General features: G+C 44.8%; 24 protein-coding genes. 11 read left to right on the top strand and 13 right to left on the bottom strand.

Going from position 1 to position 25,237, the window contains the following annotated elements; translation table 11 throughout:
• Nucleotides 1-93: 93 nt before the first annotated feature.
• The 6 genes from pckA to E5342_RS04860 all read right to left on the bottom strand — a co-directional run bounded on the left by pckA (nucleotide 94) and on the right by E5342_RS04860 (nucleotide 8,860).
• Nucleotides 94-1,701, bottom strand: a complete 1,608-nt coding sequence (pckA, locus tag E5342_RS04885; protein ID WP_121737158.1) for a phosphoenolpyruvate carboxykinase (ATP) — start codon at nucleotides 1,699-1,701, stop codon at nucleotides 94-96.
• 312 nt (nucleotides 1,702-2,013) lie between these two features.
• Nucleotides 2,014-3,021, bottom strand: a complete 1,008-nt coding sequence (locus tag E5342_RS04880) for a 2-oxoacid:ferredoxin oxidoreductase subunit beta (protein ID WP_135958929.1) — start codon at nucleotides 3,019-3,021, stop codon at nucleotides 2,014-2,016.
• 23 nt (nucleotides 3,022-3,044) lie between these two features.
• Nucleotides 3,045-4,892 (bottom strand): 2-oxoacid:acceptor oxidoreductase subunit alpha, encoded by a 1,848-nt coding sequence (locus E5342_RS04875; protein WP_135958928.1) that lies wholly within the window; start codon nucleotides 4,890-4,892, stop codon nucleotides 3,045-3,047.
• 91 nt (nucleotides 4,893-4,983) lie between these two features.
• Complete coding sequence (locus tag E5342_RS04870; protein WP_135958927.1) at nucleotides 4,984-6,195, bottom strand: alanine dehydrogenase; 1,212 nt, start codon at nucleotides 6,193-6,195, stop codon at nucleotides 4,984-4,986.
• 3 nt (nucleotides 6,196-6,198) lie between these two features.
• Nucleotides 6,199-6,720 carry a shikimate kinase gene (locus tag E5342_RS04865; protein ID WP_121736888.1) on the bottom strand — a complete coding sequence of 174 codons (522 nt, stop codon included), beginning with the start codon at nucleotides 6,718-6,720 and terminating at the stop codon, nucleotides 6,199-6,201.
• A gap of 79 nt (nucleotides 6,721-6,799) precedes the next feature.
• Entirely contained in the window at nucleotides 6,800-8,860 is a 2,061-nt protein-coding gene (locus tag E5342_RS04860; RefSeq protein WP_135958926.1) for a hypothetical protein, read from the bottom strand.
• A 280-nt stretch (nucleotides 8,861-9,140) separates the two neighbouring features.
• Between E5342_RS04860 and E5342_RS04855 the strand changes: the two genes are divergently transcribed.
• The 6 genes from E5342_RS04855 (at nucleotide 9,141) to E5342_RS04830 (ending at nucleotide 13,997) form a co-directional block, all read left to right on the top strand.
• Nucleotides 9,141-10,316, top strand: coding sequence for a glycosyltransferase family 87 protein (locus E5342_RS04855; RefSeq protein ID WP_121736886.1), 1,176 nt, complete (start codon nucleotides 9,141-9,143; stop codon nucleotides 10,314-10,316).
• Between the two features lie 5 nt (nucleotides 10,317-10,321).
• Nucleotides 10,322-10,504, top strand: coding sequence for a hypothetical protein (locus E5342_RS04850; RefSeq protein WP_236651525.1), 183 nt, complete (start codon nucleotides 10,322-10,324; stop codon nucleotides 10,502-10,504).
• 41 nt (nucleotides 10,505-10,545) lie between these two features.
• Nucleotides 10,546-11,343, top strand: a complete 798-nt coding sequence (locus E5342_RS04845; protein WP_135958925.1) for a polysaccharide deacetylase family protein — start codon at nucleotides 10,546-10,548, stop codon at nucleotides 11,341-11,343.
• A complete protein-coding gene (locus tag E5342_RS04840) occupies nucleotides 11,330-11,965 on the top strand; it encodes a viroplasmin family protein (RefSeq protein ID WP_121736884.1) in 636 nt (211 codons plus the stop codon). Before E5342_RS04845 ends, E5342_RS04840 begins: the two co-directional genes overlap by 14 nt.
• Before the next feature lie 56 nt (nucleotides 11,966-12,021).
• Nucleotides 12,022-13,155 (top strand): glycosyltransferase family 4 protein, encoded by a 1,134-nt coding sequence (locus E5342_RS04835; protein ID WP_135958924.1) that lies wholly within the window; start codon nucleotides 12,022-12,024, stop codon nucleotides 13,153-13,155.
• A 68-nt stretch (nucleotides 13,156-13,223) separates the two neighbouring features.
• Complete coding sequence (locus tag E5342_RS04830) at nucleotides 13,224-13,997, top strand: glycosyltransferase family 2 protein (RefSeq protein ID WP_121736882.1); 774 nt, start codon at nucleotides 13,224-13,226, stop codon at nucleotides 13,995-13,997.
• Here the strand turns inward: E5342_RS04830 and E5342_RS04825 are convergent, their stop codons facing one another.
• The 5 genes from E5342_RS04825 to E5342_RS04805 all read right to left on the bottom strand — a co-directional run bounded on the left by E5342_RS04825 (nucleotide 13,998) and on the right by E5342_RS04805 (nucleotide 18,452).
• A complete protein-coding gene (locus tag E5342_RS04825; RefSeq protein WP_121736881.1) occupies nucleotides 13,998-14,708 on the bottom strand; it encodes a lipopolysaccharide kinase InaA family protein in 711 nt (236 codons plus the stop codon). It lies immediately after the preceding gene.
• Nucleotides 14,709-14,914: 206 nt separating this feature from the next.
• Nucleotides 14,915-15,799, bottom strand: coding sequence for a hypothetical protein (locus E5342_RS04820; RefSeq protein ID WP_135958923.1), 885 nt, complete (start codon nucleotides 15,797-15,799; stop codon nucleotides 14,915-14,917).
• A 118-nt stretch (nucleotides 15,800-15,917) separates the two neighbouring features.
• Nucleotides 15,918-16,808, bottom strand: a complete 891-nt coding sequence (locus E5342_RS04815) for a hypothetical protein (RefSeq protein WP_121736879.1) — start codon at nucleotides 16,806-16,808, stop codon at nucleotides 15,918-15,920.
• The gene (locus E5342_RS04810) at nucleotides 16,792-17,847 is read right to left on the bottom strand and encodes a glycosyltransferase family 9 protein (protein WP_121736878.1); all 1,056 of its coding nucleotides are present in this window, start codon (nucleotides 17,845-17,847) and stop codon (nucleotides 16,792-16,794) included. The genes E5342_RS04815 and E5342_RS04810 overlap by 17 nt, the downstream gene beginning before the upstream one ends.
• On the bottom strand, nucleotides 17,847-18,452 hold the full coding sequence (locus tag E5342_RS04805; RefSeq protein WP_121736877.1) for a DUF4254 domain-containing protein: 606 nt from the start codon (nucleotides 18,450-18,452) through the stop codon (nucleotides 17,847-17,849). Before E5342_RS04805 ends, E5342_RS04810 begins: the two co-directional genes overlap by 1 nt.
• A 102-nt stretch (nucleotides 18,453-18,554) precedes the next feature.
• On the opposite strand from E5342_RS04805, the gene E5342_RS04800 reads away from it, so the two are divergent.
• Together E5342_RS04800 and pdxB are read left to right on the top strand one after the other, a co-directional pair.
• Nucleotides 18,555-19,754, top strand: coding sequence for an MFS transporter (locus E5342_RS04800; RefSeq protein WP_121736876.1), 1,200 nt, complete (start codon nucleotides 18,555-18,557; stop codon nucleotides 19,752-19,754).
• A gap of 204 nt (nucleotides 19,755-19,958) precedes the next feature.
• Nucleotides 19,959-21,068 (top strand): 4-phosphoerythronate dehydrogenase PdxB, encoded by a 1,110-nt coding sequence (gene pdxB / locus E5342_RS04795; protein ID WP_121736875.1) that lies wholly within the window; start codon nucleotides 19,959-19,961, stop codon nucleotides 21,066-21,068.
• Nucleotides 21,069-21,080: 12 nt separating this feature from the next.
• Here pdxB and E5342_RS04790 read toward each other — a convergent pair whose 3' ends face one another.
• A complete protein-coding gene (locus E5342_RS04790; RefSeq protein ID WP_121736874.1) occupies nucleotides 21,081-21,641 on the bottom strand; it encodes a phosphoribosylglycinamide formyltransferase in 561 nt (186 codons plus the stop codon).
• Nucleotides 21,642-21,795: 154 nt separating this feature from the next.
• On the opposite strand from E5342_RS04790, the gene E5342_RS04785 reads away from it, so the two are divergent.
• From E5342_RS04785 to rnc, 3 genes are read left to right on the top strand one after another with little or no spacing between them, the layout of a single operon-like run.
• Entirely contained in the window at nucleotides 21,796-22,032 is a 237-nt protein-coding gene (locus E5342_RS04785) for an acyl carrier protein (RefSeq protein WP_005639879.1), read from the top strand.
• A 21-nt stretch (nucleotides 22,033-22,053) separates the two neighbouring features.
• The gene (gene fabF, locus E5342_RS04780) at nucleotides 22,054-23,319 is read left to right on the top strand and encodes a beta-ketoacyl-ACP synthase II (protein ID WP_121736873.1); all 1,266 of its coding nucleotides are present in this window, start codon (nucleotides 22,054-22,056) and stop codon (nucleotides 23,317-23,319) included.
• Between the two features lies 1 nt (nucleotide 23,320).
• The gene (rnc, locus tag E5342_RS04775) at nucleotides 23,321-24,163 is read left to right on the top strand and encodes a ribonuclease III (RefSeq protein ID WP_121736872.1); all 843 of its coding nucleotides are present in this window, start codon (nucleotides 23,321-23,323) and stop codon (nucleotides 24,161-24,163) included.
• 56 nt (nucleotides 24,164-24,219) lie between these two features.
• Here rnc and E5342_RS04770 read toward each other — a convergent pair whose 3' ends face one another.
• On the bottom strand, nucleotides 24,220-25,233 hold the full coding sequence (locus E5342_RS04770; protein WP_121736871.1) for an ATP-dependent 6-phosphofructokinase: 1,014 nt from the start codon (nucleotides 25,231-25,233) through the stop codon (nucleotides 24,220-24,222).
• Nucleotides 25,234-25,237 lie beyond the last annotated feature (4 nt).

The following is a 25,237-nucleotide window of genomic DNA, read 5'->3' as shown; positions in this document are numbered from 1 at the left end:
TATCATAAAAAAAGCGCAGAATTAGTAATTCCACGCTTTTTTATAAAGATATTTTTAAACCTTGACCTTTTTTGATCAAGGTTTTTTAAGCAATTATAACTGAGGACCAGCAGCAACCAATGCCTTACCAGCTTCGTTACCCGTGAACTTAGCGAAGTTCTTGATGAAACGAGCAGCCAAATCCTTAGCCTTCTCATCCCATTGAGCAGCGTCAGCATAAGTATCGCGAGGATCTAAGATATTCGGATCTACGCCCGGTAATACAGTCGGAACCTCGAAGTCGAAATACGGGATCTTCTTTGTCGGAGCCTCGTTAATAGAACCATCAAGGATAGCATCGATGATACCTCTTGTATCTTTGATAGAGATACGCTTGCCAGTACCGTTCCAACCTGTGTTCACCAAGTAAGCCTTAGCACCAGTCATTTCCATCTTCTTAACTAACTCTTCGCCGTATTTTGTCGGGTGCAATGACAAGAAAGCAGCACCGAAACAAGCGGAGAATGTAGGAGTCGGCTCTGTGATACCACGCTCTGTACCTGCTAATTTAGCGGTAAATCCAGACAAGAAGTAGTATTGAGTTTGCTCCGGAGTCAAGATAGATACTGGAGGCAATACACCGAATGCGTCAGCAGACAAGAAGATAACTTGTTTTGCGTGCGGGCCTTTAGAAACCGGCTTAACGATGTTCTCGATATGATAGATCGGATAAGAAACACGAGTGTTCTCTGTAACAGACTTATCAGCGAAATCAATCTTACCATCAGCGGCAACTGTTACGTTCTCAAGAAGAGCGTCACGTTTGATAGCGTTATAGATATCCGGCTCGCTCTCTTTGTCCAAGTTGATAACCTTAGCGTAGCAACCACCCTCGTAGTTGAATACACCTTCGTTATCCCATCCATGCTCATCGTCACCGATCAACAGACGTTTCGGGTCTGTAGACAAAGTAGTCTTACCTGTACCAGACAAACCGAAGAAGATAGCGGAACTCTTGCCTTCTTTATCCGTGTTAGCGGAGCAGTGCATAGAAGCGATACCACGCAACGGGTTCAAGTAGTTCATGATAGAGAAGATACCCTTCTTCATCTCACCACCGTACCAAGTATTCAAGATAACTTGCTCTTTAGTCTTCAAGTTGAAAACAGTAGCAGTCTCAGAGTTCAAGCCTAATTCTTTGTAGTTGTCAACTTTAGCCTTAGCTGCGTTGAAAGAAACGAAATCAGGTTCGCCGTAGTTAGCCAATTCCTCAGCTGTCGGACGGATGAACATATTAGTTACGAAGTGAGCTTGCCAAGCAACCTCCATAATGAAACGTACTTTCAAACGAGTAGCCTCGTTAGCGCCACAGAATGTATCGACAACGAACAAACGTTTGCCAGACAATTCTTTTACGGCTTTAGCCTTCAAGTCTGCCCAAGCAGCCTCAGAACAAGGCTTGTTATCATTCTTATATTCATCAGAAGTCCACCATACAGAATCTTCGCTGGCTTCATTCTTTACGAAAAATTTATCTTTAGGAGAACGACCTGTATAAATACCAGTCATCACGTTTACAGCACCTAGCTCAGTTACTTGGCCTTTCTCGAAGCCTTCCAAACTCGGTTTAGTTTCTTCTGCGAACAGAACATCATAAGACGGGTTGTGAATGATTTCTTTCACATCTACAATTCCGTACTTGCTTAAATCTAAATTAGCCATCTTGAATTTAATTTAAATGATTGACTTTATATAACTTTTCTCTCTACTCTAGTTCGACACGGTGAGGCTTTCCGACCTTTTGGAGCTTGCTGCAACTCCACCTTGTTAACCGCGGTACAAAAGTAATATTTTTTTTTATCGCACACACCTTATTAAGGAAATTTTTCAGTAATAATTACTCTTTTCCATGCAATTAACAAAACTCCTAGTCTATTTGTAATATAGAGTTTACAAATCATATCCTAAATGAAAAAAGCCACAACCCCATTTTTCACTTGGGCTTGTGGCTTCTTGTAGCAGAAGAGGAAATGATTATTCTTTCACTTCCCAAATATCATTTGTCATCAGCAATTCTTGGAAATTATGGTATTTCTTCTTACCGGAAACCTCCTCGATCTGCTCATGAACAGCCTCATTATAGGTTGGAGCTTCCACATCACGGATCACACCTAAGGCAATCGGGAAATCCGGACCTTCCATCAAGGCTAGCTTCAATTGCAAAGTATTATCCATACAATGGGCATCATGTACCAATATGTCCTTCTCAGTGATACCATTCTCTCCGATCTTCACCACTTTCAAACCAAAGCCTTCTTGCATCAAACCGAACTCCTTGTTCTCGCCAAACAACATAGGTTTACCATGCTCCAAATAAATCGCATTCTTCGCACGGCCGGCCTTCGAATAAACAGACTCATGCGTCCCGTCATTAAAGATCACACAGTTCTGCAAGATCTCGCAAACGGAGGCTCCTTTATGCTTAGCTGCCGCCTTCAAGACTGCCACTGTACCTTGGGCATCGGTCGCTACGGCACGGGCAAAGAAACGGCCGCGGGCACCGAAACAAAGTTCTGCCGGATGGAATGGGTCCTCAACCGTTCCATAGGGAGAAGATTTACTGACAAATCCACGCGGGGAAGTAGGTGAGTATTGCCCTTTTGTCAATCCATAGATACGGTTGTTCAAAAGGATCATATTAATATCGATGTTGCGGCGCACCGCATGGATAAAATGATTACCACCAATAGCTAATCCATCGCCATCACCAGAGATCTGCCAAACCGTCATATTCGGATTCGCCACCTTAAAACCGGTTGATATGGCTGCCGCACGGCCATGGATCGTCTGCATAGCATACGTATTCATATAATAGGGAAGACGGCTTGAACATCCGATACCGGAGATAACGGCCGTATCATGCGGAGCTACTCCCAACTCAGCCATCGCATTGTGCAGAGAGGCTAAAAAGAAATGGTCGCCACAACCCGGACACCAACGCGGTTGTCCTTTCTTGAAATCTTTTGCTATATATTCGCTCATTACCTTTACGTTCTTTATGGTTATTATTTATTTAGGATATCGGTGAAAGCCTCAACCAACTCACTGACAACAAACGGTTGACCTTTCACTACATTGTATTGATAAGGAACAAATCCGTCTACTTTCATACGGAGATAGCCGGCAAACTGACCTAGATTCTGCTCAGCCACCACGACCTTCTTATATTTTCTCAATACCCCGGCCGTATTCTTTGGCAGCGGGTTCAAATACGTGAAATGAGCCAAAGCCACTTTCTTACCGGCTCGGTTCATTTCCTCCATAGCAGAATACAAGTGCCCATATGTACCTCCGAAACCGACAATAAGCAAGTCCGCATCATCCACACAGCCTTGCACTTCCACGTCGGGTACAGGGATCTTCGCCACTTTATCCGCACGTAAACGGCACATTAAATCATGGTTTTCTGGATCCGTGGAGATCGCACCTGTATTACTATCCTTCTCCAAACCGCCCAAAATATGCATATACCCCTCTTGTCCCGGAATAGCCCAATAACGGACTCCTGTCTCCGGATTACGCTGGTAAGGCGTGTACTGTCCCTTCATCTCCGGAGTCACATAAGGTGGATTGATGGAAGGATAATCCGCCAAATCCGGTAATCGCCAAGCAGATGAGCCATTAGCCACGAAAGCATCCGTCATCAACACAACCGGAGTCATATGTTCCAATGCGATCTTACAAGCCGCATAGGCCGCATCAAAACAATGCGTAGGTGACGCGGCAGCCACTACCGGCATCGGAGACTCACCATTACGACCGAACAATGCCTGCAATAAATCCGTTTGTTCCGATTTAGTAGGCAGACCCGTTGACGGTCCTCCACGCTGTACATCTACAACAACCAGCGGCAACTCAGTGATAACGGCTAAGTTCATAGCCTCAGACTTCAAGCAAACACCCGGACCTGAGGTAGAAGTAACCGCTAAAGCTCCCGCAAAAGAAGCACCGATAGCGGTAGCACAACCGGAAATTTCGTCCTCACACTGAACCGTAGTCACACCCAATGATTTATGCTTAGATAATTCATGCAATATATCCGTAGCCGGAGTGATTGGGTATGAGCCGAGGAACAAACGTAAACCAGCCTTCTCCGCAGCGGCGATCAAACCGTAAGCAGTCGCTTTGTTACCACTGATATCCATATATTTTCCAGAAACTTTCACTTTAGTATCCACCCGATACGTATGATCTACGGAGGCATGCGTATTATGTCCATAATCATAGCCCGCATGTACCACTTTTATGTTAGCTTCCGCTATGGCCGGTTTTTTGGCGAATTTCTCACGCAAGAAATTCTCGGCGATAGATAAGTCCCGGTTGAATAACCAACAAACCAATCCCAACGCAAACATATTACGACATTTCAGCATAGACTTGTTATCCATACCAGAGTCTGCCAAACAATCTTTCACCATTTGGGAGATCGGAGCAGAAATCACATCTTGCTTGATTCCCATCTCCTCAATCGGATTATCTGTCTTAAACGCAGCCTTATCTAAATCCGTCTTCTGGAAGCAATCCGTATCGATAATGATGCAAGCCGTAGACTTCGCAAATTTGTACTGAGTCTTCAGGGCGGCAGCGTTCATAGCAACCAACACATCGCATTTATCACCCGGAGTAAACACCTTTCCGGTACCAATATGAACTTGGAATCCAGACACTCCGGTAAGAGAACCTTGCGGAGCCCGGATATCCGCCGGATAATCGGGGAAAGTACTGATTCCATTTCCCACTGTCGCAGAAATTGTAGAGAAAATGTTTCCCGCCAACTGCATACCATCACCAGAGTCGCCCGAAAAACGAATAACAACCTCATCTAGCGAGGTTACTTTTGAATGTTCTACCATAGTATTATATAAATTAACGTATTTATCTACATCCTATTTAGATCGTCCGCAAAGTAAAGCATAAACTTCGCGAGTTCAAAACTTTTCCACATCAAAAAGCGGAGAGGTATAGATCAAGATTATTAGATGATAGATTAAAGTGGTTAGACACATAACTATTCACAGTCTTCCCATAATACATATAAACTCCTGCCCTAAAACCCTTATCTGATTTGATCATTCCTTGCACGGAACCGGCGTCGCCCAACGACAATAATAGAGGTACGAATATATTACTATAAGCCATCGAGGTCGTACGAGCCACCCGGTTGCTGATATTCGGTTTACAATAATGCAATACCCCATATTGCTCGAATACCGGCGGATCTTCCCTTGACAAGCAGCAGGTCGTCTCAAAGCAACCGCCTTGGCTTACCCTCAGATCGATCACCAAAGCTCCCTTTTTCATCGTACGCACCAAGTCCGTAGCGATAATATAGCGATGCCTCGTATTAATATAACGCATCGCCCCGATCACCACATCGGCGCTACGAAACGCATTACGCAATACATTCGGATGGAACGTGGAAGTAAAAAGCCTCTGTCCCAAGACCTGTTGTATCATACGCAACTTATTGATATCATCATCGAACACTTTCACGGAGGCCCCCAAGGCCAATGCGGCGCGCGCAGCTACAGTCCCAGCGTTTCCGGCCCCGATGATCAACACTTCCGTAGGGGATACGCCCGGAATACCGCCCAATAAGATCCCTTTACCTCCTTGGGTATTGCTCAACAGCTCGGAAGCGATCGTTATGGAAGCCGCCCCCTCGATCTCGGAAGTGACATTCAGCACCGGGAAACGATTATCATCGTCCGCCATCAACTCATAAGAGATAGCGGTAATCCGTTTCGCCATCATCAACTCGAAAGCCTCCTGAGCGAATAAACTAAACTGTACCAATGAGAAAACGGTCGTGCGAGGTCTCATAAAGGCGATTTCCACAGGTAACGGAGGCAATATCTTCAAGATCAGATCCGCTTGAAAAACTTCCGCAGGCGTATCGACAATCTCCGCCCCCGCCTCCGAGAAATGGTTATCGGAATAGTTGATGCCTAATCCGGCACCACTTTCCACCAACACCCGGTGCCCGCAATCGGTTAGCATATCCACCGCCTCCGGAGTCAACGGCAAGCGTTTTTCCGCCTCGCATCGTTCACGAGGAATACCGATAAGCAAACGGTTATTCACCTTGCTGATCTCTTTCAATAATTCCTGCGGGATATAGGCCCCTTGTACCTGCTGGCCGTCATTCGCTTCCATATGCTATAGGATTTTCATTAATGCATTCGATATGTCATGTACATCAGATTCTGTTAACATCTTCTCGGCATCAAAAGTTATGGACGCCTTCGTATAAAACGGATTCCTTTTCTCCAGACTCTCGGCAATGAACGCCCTCAGCTCCTCCCCGGAACGTCCTTTTAACACCGGACGGGTATGTTTACACAACTCCAGACGCTTCGCCAGCTCCTCAACTGACACCTTCAAGTAAACCGTCGTACCATAAGCGTTCATAAACTCCATGTTATCGAAAAAGCAAGGAGCGCCTCCTCCCGTGGAAATCAACACGTCCTCAAACTCAGCGACCTCGTGAAGCATATTCCGTTCTATCTCCCGGAAAGCCTCCTCCCCTCTCTCGGCGAATATCCGGGAAACGGCCTTATGATAACGCCCTTCGATATAGTAATCAAGGTCTATGAACGAAAGACCGGCGAGCTTGGCGAGATCCTTTCCCACCGTAGTCTTACCCGCCCCCATATATCCGACCAAAAAGATACGTTTCATACGTTATTATAATAGTTTTCGCAAATGTAAACTTTTTCTAGAAACTCTATCTTCTTTATTTCTAAGAATCAATAAAAAATCATAGGCCAATGGCTTTTACCGTCTGAGTCGCACGATCCACTACCAATAAAGTATGACGAGCACCGGCTATTTTCTCAGGATAGACCATCGAATCCGTAAAATCCTGCAACAATTTCCCATTCTTAGGGCTGATCTCCCACAGCTCCGACCGTTTATCATCGACACGGAGTGTAACGAACAAACGGTCTCCTACAAACGCTATCGACTGAGGTGACTTCTCAAATCCCAATGCCACCAGATACGGTGCGAAACCCGCGTTCCCTACCCGAATGTCCGCAGGATCGAATAAATAGATCACGTTTTTATTCTGGGCCGTCACATACAAAAAGCCATCATTCCGCGCCGCTACCGCATAAGTTCCCATGGCCTCTTGCAAATTTACGCTACGGCTATATATAGGTACTCGGGCGGCAGAGCCGGGCTGTACATCTTGCTCTAGGACTACTACCAGCTTTCGTTTATCCCGGATAAAAACAGCCCCTTGGCTAGCCGTGACATCAAACGCATGAACGGTCTGATAGGCACCCTCACCCCAAGTACCTGTACCGATACAAGTAATGAACTCATATGTTTCCGCATCAAACACATCCGTACGACTTCCCGTATTCGTGACATATATTTTCCCATACGAACGAGTCACACCGTTTGGTTCCCCCGCGAAGGTCTCTTCCTTATCTCCATTCATCCACCCAACTATACTTCTCACATGACGTACGTTGCCGGAAGATACATCAAAAACCTCCAAGCTATAATGTCCAGGAGCATTATTCGCTACATATAGCGTATTTCCATAAAGATGGACCGCTTTCGGACAAAAAGTTTCCATCGTAGTGCCGGGAATATCCAAGGAGGAAAGCGTAAACGAGAGAGGAGAACCCTCATCGCCGACCCTATCTGTCTCCATCGGGGCAAGCCCAAGCCCGCCGTCTATGGCATCCAGCTCCGGATCATCGATAATGTATCTCGAGGAGGTATACAAACTTTTATTCTCTACCAGATTCTTATTCCTCCGAGTATGCAAGAAACGGCGGGAATAAACCGGTAATTTCTTACTCACGGAAAGCTGTGAGTAAACCTTCATACAAATCGTAGGGAAGCCTCCTTCCGCCGGATAATACGTCATATTCCCACTATGCCCATATCCCAGGCAGTGCGCCAACTCGTGATACGGCGTGTCGGAACCATTGGCATCATCTGCGTAATGGGTAAGATAGACATATTCGCCTAGCCCAAAGGTATTTCCCCCACCCAGGCCGACCACATTCACCACACGCCCATAACATAATCCGCTATGATTCATGATTTTTTTCTTCAATACGTCTATATCCACGATTTGCTCGTTATTTATCAGCTTACCACGCCACTTCTCCAGCTCCTCGTCAAAAAGCGAGGAAGAAAACATCGCCGCCATATTCAAGGAAAGAGCAACCGCCTCACGAGCTAGGTGTGGCCTGAAGTTACCCCAGTTTGAACCGGAATATTTGCCAAACCAGATATTCCACTTTGGTTTCACGTTAATCATTCCTTGATAAACCGGATCTCCACATTCAACCCGCAAACTTATATTCTCGGCCACGATATCCGGATGAGCCTCTATGGTGACCTCCTGGCCAGAACGTGTATAATAAACCTTCGCCCGCTCCCAAAAAGGCAACTTCATTTTAAACTCCTGAAAAGGTAAAACCGTAGTGAACTCCGCAAACCGTACCTCATCCTCATAGCCTTCAATCGTAGCCCAGACAATCACATTACGTATAGCCCTGGGAGAATAGAAACGGAGCATCAACTCCTTCTGCCCGGTAACTGATACCTGCAAAGGCTCATTCACCTTGAATTTCCGCTGTGACGAATCGAAAAGAACCTCGTCCGGTTCCTCATCTTGAAGGATATAGGCAGTATTCGACGGATCATAATCCTCCTCCGCCATCCGTATCAAACCATATTTGCCCGTTCCTCCACCATCATTCACGTCATCTTCATCCGAACATCCGAGAACAAGAAGGCCTCCCATCATGAACAGAATGACACGAAAAATCGCATATCTCAGCATTTCACCCATAGCATAATCTCTTATCAGTTTCGGTCGCGAAAATAGTATTTTTACGGCGTAATCGCGACAATCGGCGGAAAAAAGGCAGCAACAAGCAAGGAGACGAAAATGTTCACCGCTCCCCGCCCATGAAAAACGGTTCATCACGAACGGCTTAATTATTCCTAAAGATCCTTACCCGTATTTAACACGAAAAGGGCCGTTCTACCTCCGTAGTAAGTCCAATGCAAGTCCGATGTAAAATCCGCATTTTTTCGTAATTTTGCCCCGCAGACAGATCATAGACTCAATGACACGATTTACAGATAAGCTCAATACGATCATCCATAAGCCCTTTCTCAGCAGATATAGCACCTTGGCGGGGCTATGGACTTTGCTGGGGATTATCGCATGGATCACTAAGTATTTCCCCGGGAAATATAACAACTTTTCCATCTTCAGGCAATCCTTTTGGCATACATTGAATGAGTTGCCGCTCTACGCCGCTTACCCGGAAGAATACAATGACATTTTTCATTACGGACCGGTATTTAGTTTGGTAATCGCTCCGTTCGCCATTACCCCGGTCTGGTTGGGTCTGCTTACTTGGTCGGTGACGCAAAGTCTTTTCTTATTCTGGGCGATCAAGATATTACCGGGAATCAAGCGAGAGCACATTTTTATCTATTGGTTCTGCGCCCACGAGTTGCTTACCTCGCTTTTCATGTCGCAATTCAATATCAGCATCACGGCGATCATCGTTCTCTCCGATACGTTGATCGAGAAGGAAAAGGATATATGGACAGCGTTCATGATCATGCTTGGAACCTTCACTAAATTGTATGGTATCACGGGATTGACCTTTTTCTCCCGCCATAAGATAAAATTCAGCTTATCATGTGTCGGATGGGCGCTGGCCATGATCGTGGCCCCCATGATCCTGTCGGGACCGGATTACATTCTCTCGCAATATACCGCTTGGTTCGTGGATCTAAGTGAGAAGAACTCCGATAATTTATTCGCCTTGATGCAAAACATTTCCTTCTTGGGGATGGTCCGTAAGATATCGGGATTGGCTAGTTACCCGGACATTTATCTGATAACCGGAGGATTAATAGTATTCGGCTTGCCATATCTACGCATCGGTCAATATAAATATGAGGCTTTCCGGAAAACGTTATTGGCCTCGGTGTTGATGTTTGTCGTACTGTTCAGCACGGGTAGCGAGTCCAGTACCTATATCATAGCGTTTATCGGAGTCGCTATTTGGTATACGGCTGTACCGTGGAAACGTTCGACATTGGATATTGCCTTGATGGTCTTCGCCTTTCTATTGACCAGCATGTCTCCGTCCGATCTTTTCCCGAAATACATACGAGCGCACTATGTATACCCGTATGCGTTAAAAGCATTGCCTTGTATGCTGATCTGGTTAAAGCTGGCATTTGAAATGTGTACGAAAAATTATAACCCGGTAAAGGTATAACTGGAATGAACGCACGAGCAGACATAGATTTGGTATTACCTTGTTACGACCCGCCTTCAGGCCGGGAGGAACAAGTAGCCACTCATTTCCGTGAAGTGGAGCGATTATTCAACCCAGTACGTTTCCACCTTTTTACCACCTGCGTTGGTTGGATACGGGATTCAAGGTTCCGCAGCAGGAAGCGTTGAACTTCTTATCCATCTTATTTCATAGAGATTAATTAACATTCATGATATTACTTAGTTTTGATATCGAGGAGTTTGACGCTCCATTGAAACACGGCGTGGAATTGCCGTTCGAGGAACAAATGCGTACTTCCGTGGAAGGAACCCGGAAGATATTGGCATGTCTGGCCCGTCACCAGGTAAAAGCGACTTTCTTTTGCACGGCAAACTTTGCCCTTCACGCTAAAGATTTGATCTTGGACATCCAAAAGGGTGGACACGAGATCGCTTCGCATGGTTTTTATCATTCGTCGTTCGAGACAGCCGATCTACGCAAGTCCAAAGAGGTATTGGAGGAACTGACCGGGCAACCGGTGAACGGTTTCCGTATGGCTCGCATGATGCCCGTTGAAGAAAAGGATATATATAAGGCAGGTTATTTATACAACTCGTCCTTGAACCCGACCTGTATTCCCGGTCGTTACAATCATCTAGGGCAACCCCGTACCTATTTCATGAAAGCGGGCGTATTACAACTTCCCGCCTCGGTGACTCCAATCGTGCGTTTCCCCTTGTTTTGGCTCGCTTACCATAACCTTCCAGCCTCCTTGTACCGTAAGCTGGCACTTTGGACGTGGAAAGAGGACGGTTATTTCCTGACCTATTTCCATCCGTGGGAGTTTACCTCCTTAAGTGACCGGAAAGAGTTAAAGTTACCGTTTATCATGACTAACCATTCCGGTTGTGGTATGGAAAGAAGGCTGGATGCCTTGATCCGTTTTTTCAAGGATAAAAGAGCGTCGTTCGGTACCTATACGCAGTTCTCACAAAAAATCTTGAGTAAGAGCCATGGCCAAGAATAAGTTTTATGTCGTATGGAAAGGGTTGAACCCGGGAATCTATGATAGCTGGGCGGAATGCAAGGCGCAGGTAGACGGGCAAGAGGGAGCCAAATATAAATCCTTCGAGAACCGGGAGGAAGCCGCCAAAGCTTTCGAAGCCGGCTATACCCATTACCTAAAGACCGCCTCTTCCCCGAAAGCCGTGGCCCGTCTCGCACCGAAAGCCCCGATCGGGAACCCCATCAATGAGAGCCTTGCCGTAGACGCCGCCTGTAGCGGCAATCCTGGGGATATGGAGTACAGAGGCGTTTATACCGCTACCGGACAAGAGATCTTCCATATCGGCCCACTGAAGGAGGGTACGAACAATGTCGGGGAATTCCTCGCCTTAGTACATGGCCTCGCCTTGCTACAGCAAAAGGGAAGCGACCTGCCGATCTATTCGGATAGCCGCAACGCCATCAGTTGGGTCAAGAAAAAGAAATGCAAAACCCTATTAGAACGTAAACCGATCAACGAACCGATCTTCGACCTCATCGAGCGGGCCGAGAAATGGTTGAACACCCATACCTATACCACCCGGATCCTCAAATGGGAAACCTCTGTATGGGGAGAGATCCCGGCGGATTTCGGAAGGAAATGAGGTAAAGGTAATTAAAATTATATCGTATATTTGTCCAATATATCGAACTCAAACCTATGAAGATCGCTTTCGACGCAAAAAGGATTACGCATAACGCTACCGGACTGGGTAATTATAGCCGGTTCGTAGTGAATAGCTTGTCCGCTTCTTTTCCGGAACATACGTATCAACTCTATACGCCGGGCAAGGGTAAAGAGGTGTTACGGAAACGGATCGAGGAGCGTCCAAGTGTCTCATTCCATTATCCGGAGGGCAGGTTCAATAAACTATTTCCGTCTTTATGGCGTACCTCCGGTCTAGCGACTACGCTTCGAAAAGAGCATGTCGATCTGTTCCATGGCCTGAGTAACGAGATTCCGATGAATCTAAAACAGAACGAAATCCCAGCCGTCGTAACGATACATGACTTGATCTTTTTGCGTTATCCGCAGCTTTACAAACCGATCGATCGTTCTATTTATACCTACAAATTCAAGCAAGCTTGTTTACGGTCAGACAAGATCATAGCGATCAGCCGACAAACGATGCGAGACATCCGTGATTTCTTCAACATCCCGGAAAGCAAGATCGAGGTGGTTTACCAAGGTTGCGACCCGGTATTCGGGCAAGCGATTCAAGAAAACGTAAAATCGACCATACGCAAGAAATATCAGATAAATGGACCTTATATATTATATGTAGGGAGTATCGAGGAACGGAAGAATCTATTGCTCCTGATAAAAGCCCTAAAAGAGCTGAAAGAAGATATTTCCGTGATCGCTATCGGTAAACATACGCCTTATACGGATACGGTAGAGACCTATATCCGGGAAAACAACCTGTCCGATCGTGTCCGTATCTTGACCCATATACCTTTTAACGAATTAGCCGCTTTCTATCAGATGGCGACCTTATTTGTCTATCCCTCGTTTTTCGAAGGATTTGGTATCCCGATCTTGGAAGCCCAGCTTGCCGGTATTCCGGTGATAGCGGCTACCGGTTCTTGTCTGGAAGAAGCGGGTGGACCGTCCGCTTTATATACCGATCCGAGAAACGAGCAAGAGCTGCGCAGCTTGATAGAGTCCGTATTGAACGAGCCGAAGCTGGCCGAATCCATGCGTTCCGGCGGACGAGAGAATATGCGGCGATTCATGCCCGACGTATTGGCGGCTCATTTCATGCGAGTATACGAAAGTGCCTTACGATCATAGAATGAAATTTGTTTTTCTCAAAAATGCTATATACTTTTGAGTAATATATAATCTAACAATTTATTTACATGGGTATTTCTGTTGTCATTAATACATATAATGCTGACTTACATTTAGACAAAGTACTAAGTGCCGTCCAAGATTTCGATGAGATTCTTCTTTGTGACATGAATAGTACCGATAAAACAATTCAAATCGCTCAAAAACACAATTGCAGGATTATCTACCATGAGCATACAGGAATCGTTGAACCCGCACGCAACAAAACAATCCAAGCTGCGTCTCAAGAGTGGGTATTAATTATCGACGCAGATGAGATCGTAACACCTCAATTAAAAGAATACCTCTATCAACAAATCAATCTCCCCAATCCTCCAGATGCCATCCGGATCCCCCGAAAAAACTATTTTATGGGGAAATTCATGCGTGCGACCTATCCTGATTATTTATTGCGCTTCTCCAGAAAAGAAGCGATAGATTGGCCTCCGTTCGTTCACGCAATTCCACATATAACCGGTAAAACCGCTACAATCCCTGCGCATAAAACAGAACTCGCACTTATTCATTTAGCGAATGAGAGTGTCGCAGATTTCATAAGAAAAATAAATACTTATTCCGATAAAGAAGTTGAAAGGCGAAAAAACAAGAAATATGCGCTATTTGATATCGCCATGCAAGTGAGCTTTCGCTTCTTCAAACAATATATCCTCAAGAAAGGTATATTAGATGGTACACCCGGATTTTGCTATGCGATCCTTTCGGCCTATTACAAATTCGCAACAATGGCTAAAGTGTACGAATATCATCACAAAAAACAGCCTGCTCCCCGAACAGGCTTATAATCAAGAGTTACTCATTCTCTTATCCTTGAAATAGCAAATCCGCTCAATCGCATATTGAGGGTTAAACCCGCGCGCTAAAGCGTAATTATAAGCTATTACTTTATATGTTTCATCTGGTAGCCAAAGACGATCAAAGTTTTTATAACCCTCTTCTTCTCCAATTTTTCCAAATTTCATGCGATTTATATCCACTAAAGCGAAAGAGGGGCGATCATTCTTTACCTCAAACAAAACATTCCCCGAAGAATAATCTTTGTGTAAAATTCCCTTTTCATGCATATCTGCCGTATAGCGGGCAAAAGACTCAAGAATAGGCATTCGATCTCCTATTTCCGGGACATACCAAAACTCACGCAAATTCCGCTTGAAGGGGCATTCTAATGATACATAGAAAGAATGATTAAGACCTAGGCCCGAACAATCCTCAATAAAAGCTACAGGTTCAGGAGTATATATACCTTGCTCTAAAAGATAATTTGCATATTCAAAGGAACGCCTTGCTTTAGATCTACGCATATTCATATATACGAACCTATTAATAATATGGGGTACTTTAAAACTTTTCACCACTAAACGACATCCTTGAACCTCATAGAGCTTCAAGATATTTCGCCCTGAATAAATAAGTTCCCCTGTAAAAGTAAAGTTTTCTGGAACAGAATAAATAAACTCCTCTAGAAAACGGTATTTTGGATTGATAACGTATTTCATCAAACAAGTATTTAATATAGAAGTCTTCCCCAAATCATATTTAAGCTAGAGCCGGAAAAATTAACGATCAGACTTTATTAAATCCATTAGTAAGAATCTAATTAAGTCTGAAATAACATTCTCTACTATCTTTTAAGATAAAAGTTCCTCTAATCAATTATCCTCAACGTAAACAATATAATTAAAGCGATAACACCATAAGAAAGTTAAGGTGCGAACGGTTTACTTATTCTTTTCATTTTTATAGAGGTTATTCTATCATTCCAAGTTTTGCTCACATCCCTTCTTAAAACAACCTTCTTTAAATTAGGGCAAAAGACTCCTCCAAATTCAACATCTCTTGCCTCCCTTGTATTCAGACTAAACAATCCCCTATCCATTACATAATCTTTTGTTCCATCCACTATCTGAGAAATAAAAGAGCCTCTATAATTATCATCTTCATACATATTTAGTAACATATAATAACCACTCCGGACATACGCACAAAAAGCCGTCGTTTTATCATTCATTTCATAAGTAGGTTTTAAATGTGGAACAGCGACAGAATCAGGAGATGTAGATGGATAAAATATATGACGAACCTTTCCGGAATAACCATCATCATCACATAAATACAAACTTCCAATATTTCCATTCCAATCTGGTGCACAAGCATCATTCTCCGGGACAAAACCTCGAGAAGAGACTTGATCTATAAAATTAGCATCAATTTTACTATTTTTATCCACAATCGCATCCAAATTCGCCATTAACTCTCCCTCATTATCAAAATACTCTACAGAGCCATCAGCATATATAAAAGTTCCCCAACCTGATAAAGAGTTTAAATATGAAAGAAGAGACTTAGTATCCTCGTCCGCAATCATATTAACAACAGAATCTCCTACAATTGAATAAGTAACCTCATACGAACTTCCCTTATAAATAAAAGATTCATATTGGAGAATCGTGTCACTTTTAGTTAAAGCCTTAGTAGTAATTGAACTAGATTCATCAAGACTAGCTGAATCTATAAATTCATTTGAGCATGAGGTCAATCCCCCAATGATACACACCCAAAACAAATAACGATTAATAAATTCCATCATACTATTTCATTTTAAAAACAAGATGAAGATACATCCTAAACCGACCATAACATTCTTCCAAAAGCTATACTTATTAGTCCATTTTAAATCAAATAATAATTTATTATAAGAATCCACTCTAAAAGCATCTTATATAAGCCAAAGAGTAACTATTATAACAAAAGTCTTTTACTCCATACTTATATTGATATGAAATGATATTCCTTCCAATCCCATAGCTCATTTTTATACGTAAAACGCCTGGTTTATCTCCATTATTTCTATACCCCCGGAAACCGGCGTAATTACAATCCAACGAGAGCCCCCGGTAGGTACCTAACACGCCTGCCCCATAACAGAAAGCATCGTTCTGACGATGAACGACATCATTCGTCATCCAACAATAAAAACCAGCTAAAGCTTGCACACGGATCGAAGCGTTTACATCCTTCCGCTTCCACAATGTATGTCCCAGATTGGCGTCGAACCAATAAGAGGCCGCATCCGTATAACGAGCGTCGCATAAACGTCCGCCACTGGCAGTTTTCAGGTTGGCGCTTACCACAATATCCATCCATTTCTCGCTCCGGAGGGCTTGGAAATAAAAATTGAAGATCACATCACCCCGGCAAACAATCGGGGATTTCAGTTCTACCGCATAACGTTCGTCCCGGACTTCCGGCGACATCTCATACCATTCTTGGAATACCCAACTGACATTCACCCCTACACGTCCCTTTACGACTGGGATATACAAACGGGTAAAGATATCTTTTGTTTTATCTCCTTGCATCCTATAATACTCTCCCCGAAGTTCAACCTCCCAACGATTAGACAAACTTCCTCCAAGCAATTCCGGGATCGGAAAAGCATTTGGTCCGAAGTAACGAGGTGAATATATTAAATAATTCACTTTTTCATGCCATTCCACTGCTTTTATAGACGATACACACAAAAAAAGACTACCCAAAAGTAGACAAAATCGCACTATTTGTATTCGCTTACTAATTAGTTCAATGACCTCCTTCATCCGAAACCATTTCATTTAAAGAGGTTAATACCTTGTTTATGATTAGATCCGGATTGAGCTGTTTCAAACACGCCCAATCCTTCCGCAGGCAGGGCTTTTGGCCGAATACGGAACAAGGACGGCAAGGTAAGTCCAACTGGATACAATCCTCCGTATCCTGATGATATCCGTAAAATCCGGCATAAGGATGGGTAGCGCCCCAAATGGAAAGTACCCGTGTACCGACCAAGGAGGCGAAATGCATATTGGCAGAATCCATACAAAGCAACAGATCCAACCGGCTGATCAAGGCCAGCTCTTGGTCTAAGGAATATTTACCCACCACGCTTTTTACCCGGGGATGCTCAAAAGCCCATTGCTCCAAGACAGCCTCCTCATAACCACGACCACCGAACAGGAAGATAGTAAGATCCTCTCTCTCCGAAAGCTTGGCCACGACTTGCTCCATCTCCTCGATCGGATAAATCTTTCCCCGGTGCTTGGCGAAAGGAGCGATACCTATCCATTTGCCGGTCTTCATTCCCGCAAGAGGTTCTAAGGCTGATAAATCCGGTGCGGATGTCTCAAACAACGACGTAAATGTCTCCATATAATTCAGTCCGGCATTACGGAAAACATCCGCATAACGTTCGATCACCGGGCGAAGTTGTTTAAATTGCTTATTCTTCGCATCAGTCAACCGCACACGATCTTTCCGGGCCTTATCCACGACAAATACACGCTTGCCGTTCAAGCGGAACAGCGTACGGATGATCATAGTCCGCAATACGTCGTGCAAATCCAGTACCAAATCGAAATCGTACTTCACCAATGCGGAGGAAAAACGGAGCAGCCCCGCCAAATTCTTCTCCGTGGTCTTCGTATTGATACCAATCACGTTCACGTTCCCCGGCCGGTTCATGAATACCGGGATCAAGAAAGCTTGTGTCAATACCGTAAAAGAGTCCTCAGGATTCGCCTTGGCCGCAGAATAGATAACGGGAACCGTCATCGCCACATCCCCGATAGCGGAAAGTCGTATTACTAATATATTCGCCATTATTTCTTACCGTACAACACCGGGTTCAAAGCCGGGTCATTGTACATCTTCATTTGCTTATATACTTTCATGTATTTCTTACCGTCACGGATATCAGACAGTAATTGATCCAGCGCCGAAGATAAGTCCTTCTTCTGCTCCAGCAATACGGCCAGCTTTTGCTCGCAACGGGTCTTATGCTCGGCAGTGGCATCCGCACGGCTCGCCTCTTCACGCATATGATGTATCTTTAGCGTAAGGATAGACAGGCGGTCGATCGCCCAAGCCGGGCTTTCCGTATTGATCGTAGCGTCCGGCAACACCTTCACGTCCTTGTATTTATCCAGAAAGAAACTATCGATCAGCTCTACCAAGTCCGTACGATCTTGATTCGATTTATCGATGCGGCGTTTGATAGCCAGCGCTTCCATCGGATCGATCTCCGGATTACGAATGATATCCTCCAAATGCCATTGCACGGCATCAATCCAATTCTTTAGATAAAGATAAAACTCGATGCTTTTTACCGCATACGGGTTATGCACCGTGGCGTCTACGTTATCAGTCACGTGATAGGCTTCCGTAGCTTGCTCAAAAATCCGGAAACATTGTTCGCTGAAGTTCATAAGTTCAATTATTTTCTTTCTGTAAATACTTTGTGCGGCAAAGATAAAGATTCATTCAATAAATTCACCTAATTTCGCACTATTTATAAACGATACGTCTCTATGAATAATGATAAGATCGTCACATCCAGCTTTTGCTATATATTAGCGGCAAACTTCCTGCTTTTTTTCGCATTCTATCTAATCCTGCCAATCTTGCCTTTTTATCTGAAGGAAGAATTCATGATCGGGAAGTCCATGATCGGGCTTATCTTATCGTGCTATACGTTAGCAGCGCTCTGTATCCGTCCGTTCGCCGGATATTTGCTGGATACTTTCGCCCGCCGTCCCTTATATCTGGTAGCTTATTTCATTTTCACCGCCATATTCGGCGGGTACATGGCAGCCACGGCACTTACCCTCTTTATCGCCTTACGCATCGTACACGGTTTCGCCTTCGGCATGGTGACAGTGGCCGGAAATACGATACTGATCGATATCCTGCCCTCCTCCCGCCGTGGGGAAGGCATTGGCTATTATGGCCTGGCCAACAACATCGCCATGAGTTTCGGGCCGATGATCGGGCTATTCATGCAAGGACACTTCACATACGACGTGATCTTTTCCTGCTCGTTGCTATCCGGAAGCCTTGGTTTTATCATGGCCTATATGGTCAAGGCTCCTTATAAGCAACCGGTCAAACGAGAACCTATCTCTCTTGACCGCTTTTTCTTGGTGAAGGGAACTTGGGCGGGTATCTCCCTGCTATTGCTCTCAATCCCTTACGGAATGACGACCACTTATGTGGCGATGTACGCCGCCGAGATCGGGATCAACGTAAACTCCGGGCTCTATTTCACCTTTATGGCGATCGGACTGGCCGTCTCCCGCCTGTTCTCCGGACGGCAAGTGGACAAAGGACGGATCACGCTTGTTATCTCTCTCGGGATGTATTTGGCGGCGGCCACATTCTTTCTTCTTGCGGCGCTCAAGGAGTTGATGCGTTGGAACCCGGTATTTTCTTCCTATCTCTACATAGGTATAGCCCTCTCGCAAGGCGTGGCGTTCGGAACCATGTTCCCTGCTTTCAACACGCTTTTCGTGAATCTGGCACCCAATAACCAACGGGGTACGGCCACTTCTACCTATCTAACTAGTTGGGACGTAGGTATCGGTGTTGGGTTGATGGCCGGGGGCACCATCGCACAAGAATTGGGCGGGTTCAACTACGCCTACCTGTCCGGCGCTTGCCTTACGGTATTGTCCACCTTGTTCTTCTTACTAAAAGCGGGGCCTCATTTCAATCGGCACAAGCTGAGATAAGCACCCTATTATTAACATATTACAGTTTTTTAAAATTTCTTGCTACTAAAACTTTTGTTTCTCTTAGGTGAAACTAATGTTTTAGTAGCAAGAAACAAAAGTTTTCCTTAATAGAAACCACTGTTTCCACTAGAAGAAACTCCCATCACTTGTATATCCCCTGTTTTTTACTTAATATCGCGTAACGATAATCAAGCTAATAAAATGAAAATAATAGCAGATAACACGGTTCCTTACCTAAAAGGGATCTTGGAGCCGATAGCAGACGTATCCTACCTTGACTCCAAAGAGTTCACACCCACAAACATAAAAGACGCAGATGCCCTGGTCGTACGTAGCATAGATAAATGTACACGCGAGCTGCTGGAAGGTAGCCGGGTACGCCTGATCACGACGGCCACCATCGGCTACGACCATATCGACACCCGTTATTGCGAGAAGGCAGGGATCACGTGGAAGAACGCGCCGGGTTGCAACGCCGCCTCCGTGGGGCAATATGTATTATCCTCTTTGGTAGCCGTCGCACTCCGTAAAGGAGAGAGGCTAGCGGGGAAGACAATCGGTATCGTAGGCGTAGGCCATGTAGGGAGTATCGTAGAGAGACTATGCGAGACTGTGGGGATGCGCGTGCTTCGCAATGACCCGCCCCGTGCCGAACAGGAAGGTGAAGATGGATTCGTATCCTTGGACACGATCGCCAAAGAGGCGGATATTATCACCTTACATGTACCGTTGACCAAAGAGGGACGCTTCGCCACCCGTCACCTAGCCGATCACGCTTTTTTCGACAAATTAGAACGAAATCCTTGGTTTATCAACAGTTGCCGGGGTGCCGTACATGATACGCAAGCCTTATTGCAGGCCAAACGAACCGGCAAGGTCAGCGAACTGATCATCGATTGCTGGGAGAACGAGCCGGATATCGACCGGAAGTTACTGTCGGAAGCCACGATCGCCACTCCCCATATAGCCGGTTTCTCCGCTGACGGGAAGGCGAACGGGACACGGATGTGCCTTGAACATATCAAACGCTTCTTCGGTATTAAGATCGACAAAATAAAGGAAGTCGTCCCCTCCGCTCCATTTGATCCCGTGATCGAGCTGGGACAATTCGCCATGAATCGGGTGGAAGAAACCATCTTGCGAAGCTTTAACCCGCAAACGATTGACAGAAAACTCAGAGAAAGCCCGGAACGCTTCGAGTGGTTCAGGGCGCATTATGATCATCCCCGCGAGTTCCATGCTTACCACATAATCGGATCATCCCCAGAAGAAGACATCACGCTCAAAAGACTAGGCTTTCAAATAGCTTGATAGGCAAGAGGCTCATAATAAACTCTCGATAACATGCGGGTAATGTTTATATTCTAAAGCATGCACTTTATTGGCAACCTCTTCCGGTGTGTCCGAAGGAAGCACCGGACAAGAGGCCTGAAAAATAATGGCTCCCTCATCATAATGCTCATTAATATAATGTATAGTAATACCCGACTCCCGCTCACCGGCCTTCACGACCGCCTCATGCACATGCATGCCATACATTCCTTTACCGCCATATTTAGGAAGTAACGCAGGATGGATGTTCACGATTTTCCCGGGAAAAGCCTGAAGAATCACATCCGAGATCTTATTCATAAAACCGGCCAACACGATAAGACAAACATCATATTCCACCAACTTTTCCAAGATAGGCACACCAGCAATGAATTCCTCCCGTGAAAACACGAAAGAAGGCACGCCCAACTTGTTTACCCGTCCGTGCACACCAACATTACGGTTATTTGATAAAACAACCGCAACATTAACGTTTTCACTGTTAGCAAAATATCGGGTGATGTTCTCGGCATTCGTACCAGATCCGGAAGCAAAAATCGCTATGTTTTTCATATTTTCAGATGTTTAAATGCACAAGAAAAGAAAAAATGTGCAGTTTTCCGCATTTTTAGCTTATTAAATTTGCTTTGTAACATAAAAAATTCTTTTCTTTGCACTGCAAATTTAAAAAGTATATTCGTATTTATTAATCTAAATTGAAAAAGTTATGTCTGAAGTTGCTGAAAGAGTAAAAGCTATCATCGTTGACAAGTTAAGTGTTGAAGAAACAGAAGTTACAAACGAAGCAAGCTTTACTAACGATTTAGGAGCAGACTCTCTTGACACTGTAGAATTGATTATGGAGTTCGAAAAAGAATTCGGTATCTCAATTCCTGACGATCAAGCAGAAAAGATTACAACTGTAGGTGACGCTATCGCTTACATCGAGGCTAACGCGAAGTAATCAATCCTTTTAACTAAAGGTATGGAATTAAAAAGAGTTGTAGTAACAGGTCTTGGAGCTATTACTCCTCTTGGTAATACCCTCCCCGAAACATGGGAAGGTATTATCAACGGAAAAAGTGGCGCAGGACCTATTACTCAGTTTGATGCATCCAAATTCAAGACACAATTTGCATGCGAAGTTAAAGGCTTCGATCCGTTGAAAGTCATGGATCGTAAGGAAGCCCGCAAGTGTGATCGTTATAGCTTATTTGCGATCGATGCGGCGAAACAAGCAATCGAAGACGCGGCAATGGACTTGGATAACGAAGATAAGAACCGTATCGGCGTTATTTTCGCTTCAGGTATCGGTGGTATCAAGACATTTGACGAGGAAGTATTGAGTTATGCGAAGATCAAAGATACGATCGGTCCGAAATTTAACCCGTTCTTCATCCCGAAAATGATCTCGGATATCGCAGCCGGACATATTTCCATGCTTTATGGATTCCACGGCCCGAACTTTGCGACCGTTTCAGCTTGTGCATCTTCCACAAACGCTATCAGTGACGCATTCAATTATATCCGTTTGGGCAAGGCTAATGTCATCATCACCGGTGGAGCGGAAGCTGCTATCTCTGAATCGGGTGTAGGTGGATTCAACTCCATGAACGCATTATCAACACGTAATGATTCTCCTGAGACCGCATCTCGCCCGTTCAGCGCCAGTCGTGACGGATTCGTGATGGGTGAAGGTGGAGCTTGCTTGGTATTGGAAGAAATGGAGCACGCATTAGCTCGTGGCGCTAAAATATATTGCGAGATCGCTGGGACCGGAATGTCTGCCGACGCTTATCACTTAACCGCTTCTCATCCGGATGGTTTAGGGGCGAAGTTGGTGATGCGAAACGCATTGGAAGACGCGGGAATGACTCCGGAAGACATTGATTACATCAATGTTCATGGTACATCGACTCCCGTAGGCGATATCTCAGAGGTTAAGGCGATCAAAGATGTGTTCGGAGAGCATGCCTATCAACTGAATATCAGTTCCACAAAGTCAATGACCGGTCACTTGCTTGGCGCTGCCGGAGCGGTAGAGACGATCCTGTGTATTATGGCTATAAACGATGGAATCATCCCGCCGACCATTAACCATGCTGAAGGCGACGATGATCCTGAAATAGATTATAAACTGAATTTCACATTCAATAAGGCTCAAAAAAGAGAAGTGAAAGCCGCTTTATCGAATACGTTTGGTTTCGGCGGACACAACGCTTGTGCTATTGTTAAAAAATTCGTGAAATAACGTGTTTAGAAAGCTATACAAACAGCTACATAAAAGAATAAGGCTCCTGCTAAATAAAGGTAGGGAGCCTTATTTGTCTTTATCAAAGATTCTAGGTTTTTATCCGGATAATCTCCAGATTTACGAGCAGGCTTTGTTGCATAAATCATCATCGGTAGAGACGGGTGATGGTAAATGGATTAACAATGAACGCCTTGAGTTTTTAGGAGATGGAATCTTGAATGCGGCGGTCGCTGATATTGTCTATAAGCGCTACCCTAATAAGAGAGAAGGCTTTTTGACAAACACACGCTCCAAGATCGTACAACGGGAGACGATGAATAAGATCGCAGTACAACTCGGCCTAGATCAATTGGTAGTCTATTCAACCAAGATAAACTCTCATAACAATCATATGTATGGTAATGCGCTCGAGGCTTTGATCGGCGCTATTTATCTGGATCAAGGTTATGATGTTTGTTATAAGTTTATCCGCGACGTGATGATAGAAAAGTATATCAATGTAGATATGCTCGTCAGGAAAGAGATAAATTTCAAATCAAACTTGATTGAATGGAGCCAAAAGAAAAAAGTATCGATCTCATTCGATCTAATAGAATCTTTTACGGATCATAATGGGAATCCTGTATTCCAAAGCGCGATTAAATTGCTCGGCGAGCAAATTGGCATAGGTATCGGCTACTCTAAAAAAGAGTCACAGCAAGCGGCTTCTAAAATGGCGATCAAAAGATTGCGGACAGACAAAGAACTCCAGCAGCGAATCTCTGCCACAAAGAAAAAGAAGACTGGTGAATTAACCGATGAAAAAGAGTTTTCAGAGCTCCCCGAGGAAAAAACTGTATAAAATTTCCGACATGAAGAACTCCCAAAAGCTATCATCCTGCTTTCGAGAGTTCTTTATTATTTCCCGAATGTCACGCCCATCCGTTTCCCTTGCACGATCAAATCATGGTCCGGTGTCACCAATTTTAGTTTTCCTGCTACTTCCGACAAAGGAATAGATTCCACCGTGTCTCCTTTTATACAAACCATACGCCCGAATTCACCATTAGCGATCAGTTCCGTGGCATGGCCTCCCAAGCGGGTAGCGAGGTTACGGTCGAACGGAGAGGGGTTTCCACCCCGTTGGGTATATCCCAATACGGTATCACGAGTCTCAATACCCGTTCCCGCCTCGATAGCCCGGGTGATATAATCAGAAGGACGCTTTTTATCCGAAGTCTCGATACCCTCGGCCACCACCACGATGGAGTAAGGCTTGCCCCTGCGAGCCCGATCCAAGATCGCCTCGTTCACCTTATCGATATCGTATCCCAATTCTGGAAGTAAGATCACGTCGGCACCTCCAGCCATCCCGGCATACAAGGCGATCCATCCGGCATGATGGCCCATCACCTCCACAACCATCACCCGCTTATGGGAGCTAGCCGTAGAATGAAGACGGTCTATAGATTCCGTGGCGATATTCACGGCGGTATTGAAACCGAACGTAATATCCGTACCCCATATGTCATTATCGATCGTCTTGGGAATGCCTATCACGTTCAACCCGATCTGAGATAATAGATTGGCCGTCTTCTGCGTACCGTTTCCTCCGATACAAACCAAGCAGTCCAATCCTAGCTCCTCATAATTTCTCTTAATGATCTCAGGCTTTTCCGAATCTCCCGAGGCCAAGAGCTTACGGAAAGGCTTCTCTCTGGACGTTCCTAAAATAGTTCCCCCTAAATTCAATATGCCGGATAAACTCCGTTCATCGAAAACTTGGATGTCCTTATTCAAAAGACCTATAAAACCGCTATGAATACCGATAACTTCCATACCATAATGCATGATAGCGGTCTTGCCAACACCACGGATCGTAGCGTTGATACCGGGGCAATCGCCACCCGATGAGAGAATCCCTATTTTCATCGTA

The sequence above is a fragment of the Parabacteroides distasonis genome (assembly GCF_004793765.1).
Classification (GTDB): domain Bacteria; phylum Bacteroidota; class Bacteroidia; order Bacteroidales; family Tannerellaceae; genus Parabacteroides; species Parabacteroides distasonis_A.
Note: the sequence above shows the minus strand (reverse complement) of the source record. Positions and strands in the feature narration are given on the sequence as shown.

Excerpts from the sequence above, each read along its gene's own strand:
- pckA (WP_121737158.1), bottom strand. The coding sequence starts at position 1,701 with ATGGCTAATTTAGATTTAAGCAAGTACGGAATTGTAGATGTGAAAGAA.
- E5342_RS04880 (WP_135958929.1), bottom strand. The coding sequence starts at position 3,021 with ATGAGCGAATATATAGCAAAAGATTTCAAGAAAGGACAACCGCGTTGG.
- E5342_RS04875 (WP_135958928.1), bottom strand. The coding sequence starts at position 4,892 with ATGGTAGAACATTCAAAAGTAACCTCGCTAGATGAGGTTGTTATTCGT.
- E5342_RS04870 (WP_135958927.1), bottom strand. The coding sequence starts at position 6,195 with ATGGAAGCGAATGACGGCCAGCAGGTACAAGGGGCCTATATCCCGCAG.
- E5342_RS04865 (WP_121736888.1), bottom strand. The coding sequence starts at position 6,720 with ATGAAACGTATCTTTTTGGTCGGATATATGGGGGCGGGTAAGACTACG.
- E5342_RS04860 (WP_135958926.1), bottom strand. The coding sequence starts at position 8,860 with ATGGGTGAAATGCTGAGATATGCGATTTTTCGTGTCATTCTGTTCATG.
- E5342_RS04855 (WP_121736886.1), top strand. The coding sequence starts at position 9,141 with ATGACACGATTTACAGATAAGCTCAATACGATCATCCATAAGCCCTTT.
- E5342_RS04850 (WP_236651525.1), top strand. The coding sequence starts at position 10,322 with ATGAACGCACGAGCAGACATAGATTTGGTATTACCTTGTTACGACCCG.
- E5342_RS04845 (WP_135958925.1), top strand. The coding sequence starts at position 10,546 with ATGATATTACTTAGTTTTGATATCGAGGAGTTTGACGCTCCATTGAAA.
- E5342_RS04840 (WP_121736884.1), top strand. The coding sequence starts at position 11,330 with ATGGCCAAGAATAAGTTTTATGTCGTATGGAAAGGGTTGAACCCGGGA.
- E5342_RS04835 (WP_135958924.1), top strand. The coding sequence starts at position 12,022 with ATGAAGATCGCTTTCGACGCAAAAAGGATTACGCATAACGCTACCGGA.
- E5342_RS04830 (WP_121736882.1), top strand. The coding sequence starts at position 13,224 with ATGGGTATTTCTGTTGTCATTAATACATATAATGCTGACTTACATTTA.
- E5342_RS04825 (WP_121736881.1), bottom strand. The coding sequence starts at position 14,708 with ATGAAATACGTTATCAATCCAAAATACCGTTTTCTAGAGGAGTTTATT.
- E5342_RS04820 (WP_135958923.1), bottom strand. The coding sequence starts at position 15,799 with ATGATGGAATTTATTAATCGTTATTTGTTTTGGGTGTGTATCATTGGG.
- E5342_RS04815 (WP_121736879.1), bottom strand. The coding sequence starts at position 16,808 with ATGAAGGAGGTCATTGAACTAATTAGTAAGCGAATACAAATAGTGCGA.
- E5342_RS04810 (WP_121736878.1), bottom strand. The coding sequence starts at position 17,847 with ATGGCGAATATATTAGTAATACGACTTTCCGCTATCGGGGATGTGGCG.
- E5342_RS04805 (WP_121736877.1), bottom strand. The coding sequence starts at position 18,452 with ATGAACTTCAGCGAACAATGTTTCCGGATTTTTGAGCAAGCTACGGAA.
- E5342_RS04800 (WP_121736876.1), top strand. The coding sequence starts at position 18,555 with ATGAATAATGATAAGATCGTCACATCCAGCTTTTGCTATATATTAGCG.
- pdxB (WP_121736875.1), top strand. The coding sequence starts at position 19,959 with ATGAAAATAATAGCAGATAACACGGTTCCTTACCTAAAAGGGATCTTG.
- E5342_RS04790 (WP_121736874.1), bottom strand. The coding sequence starts at position 21,641 with ATGAAAAACATAGCGATTTTTGCTTCCGGATCTGGTACGAATGCCGAG.
- E5342_RS04785 (WP_005639879.1), top strand. The coding sequence starts at position 21,796 with ATGTCTGAAGTTGCTGAAAGAGTAAAAGCTATCATCGTTGACAAGTTA.
- fabF (WP_121736873.1), top strand. The coding sequence starts at position 22,054 with ATGGAATTAAAAAGAGTTGTAGTAACAGGTCTTGGAGCTATTACTCCT.
- E5342_RS04770 (WP_121736871.1), bottom strand. The coding sequence starts at position 25,233 with ATGAAAATAGGGATTCTCTCATCGGGTGGCGATTGCCCCGGTATCAAC.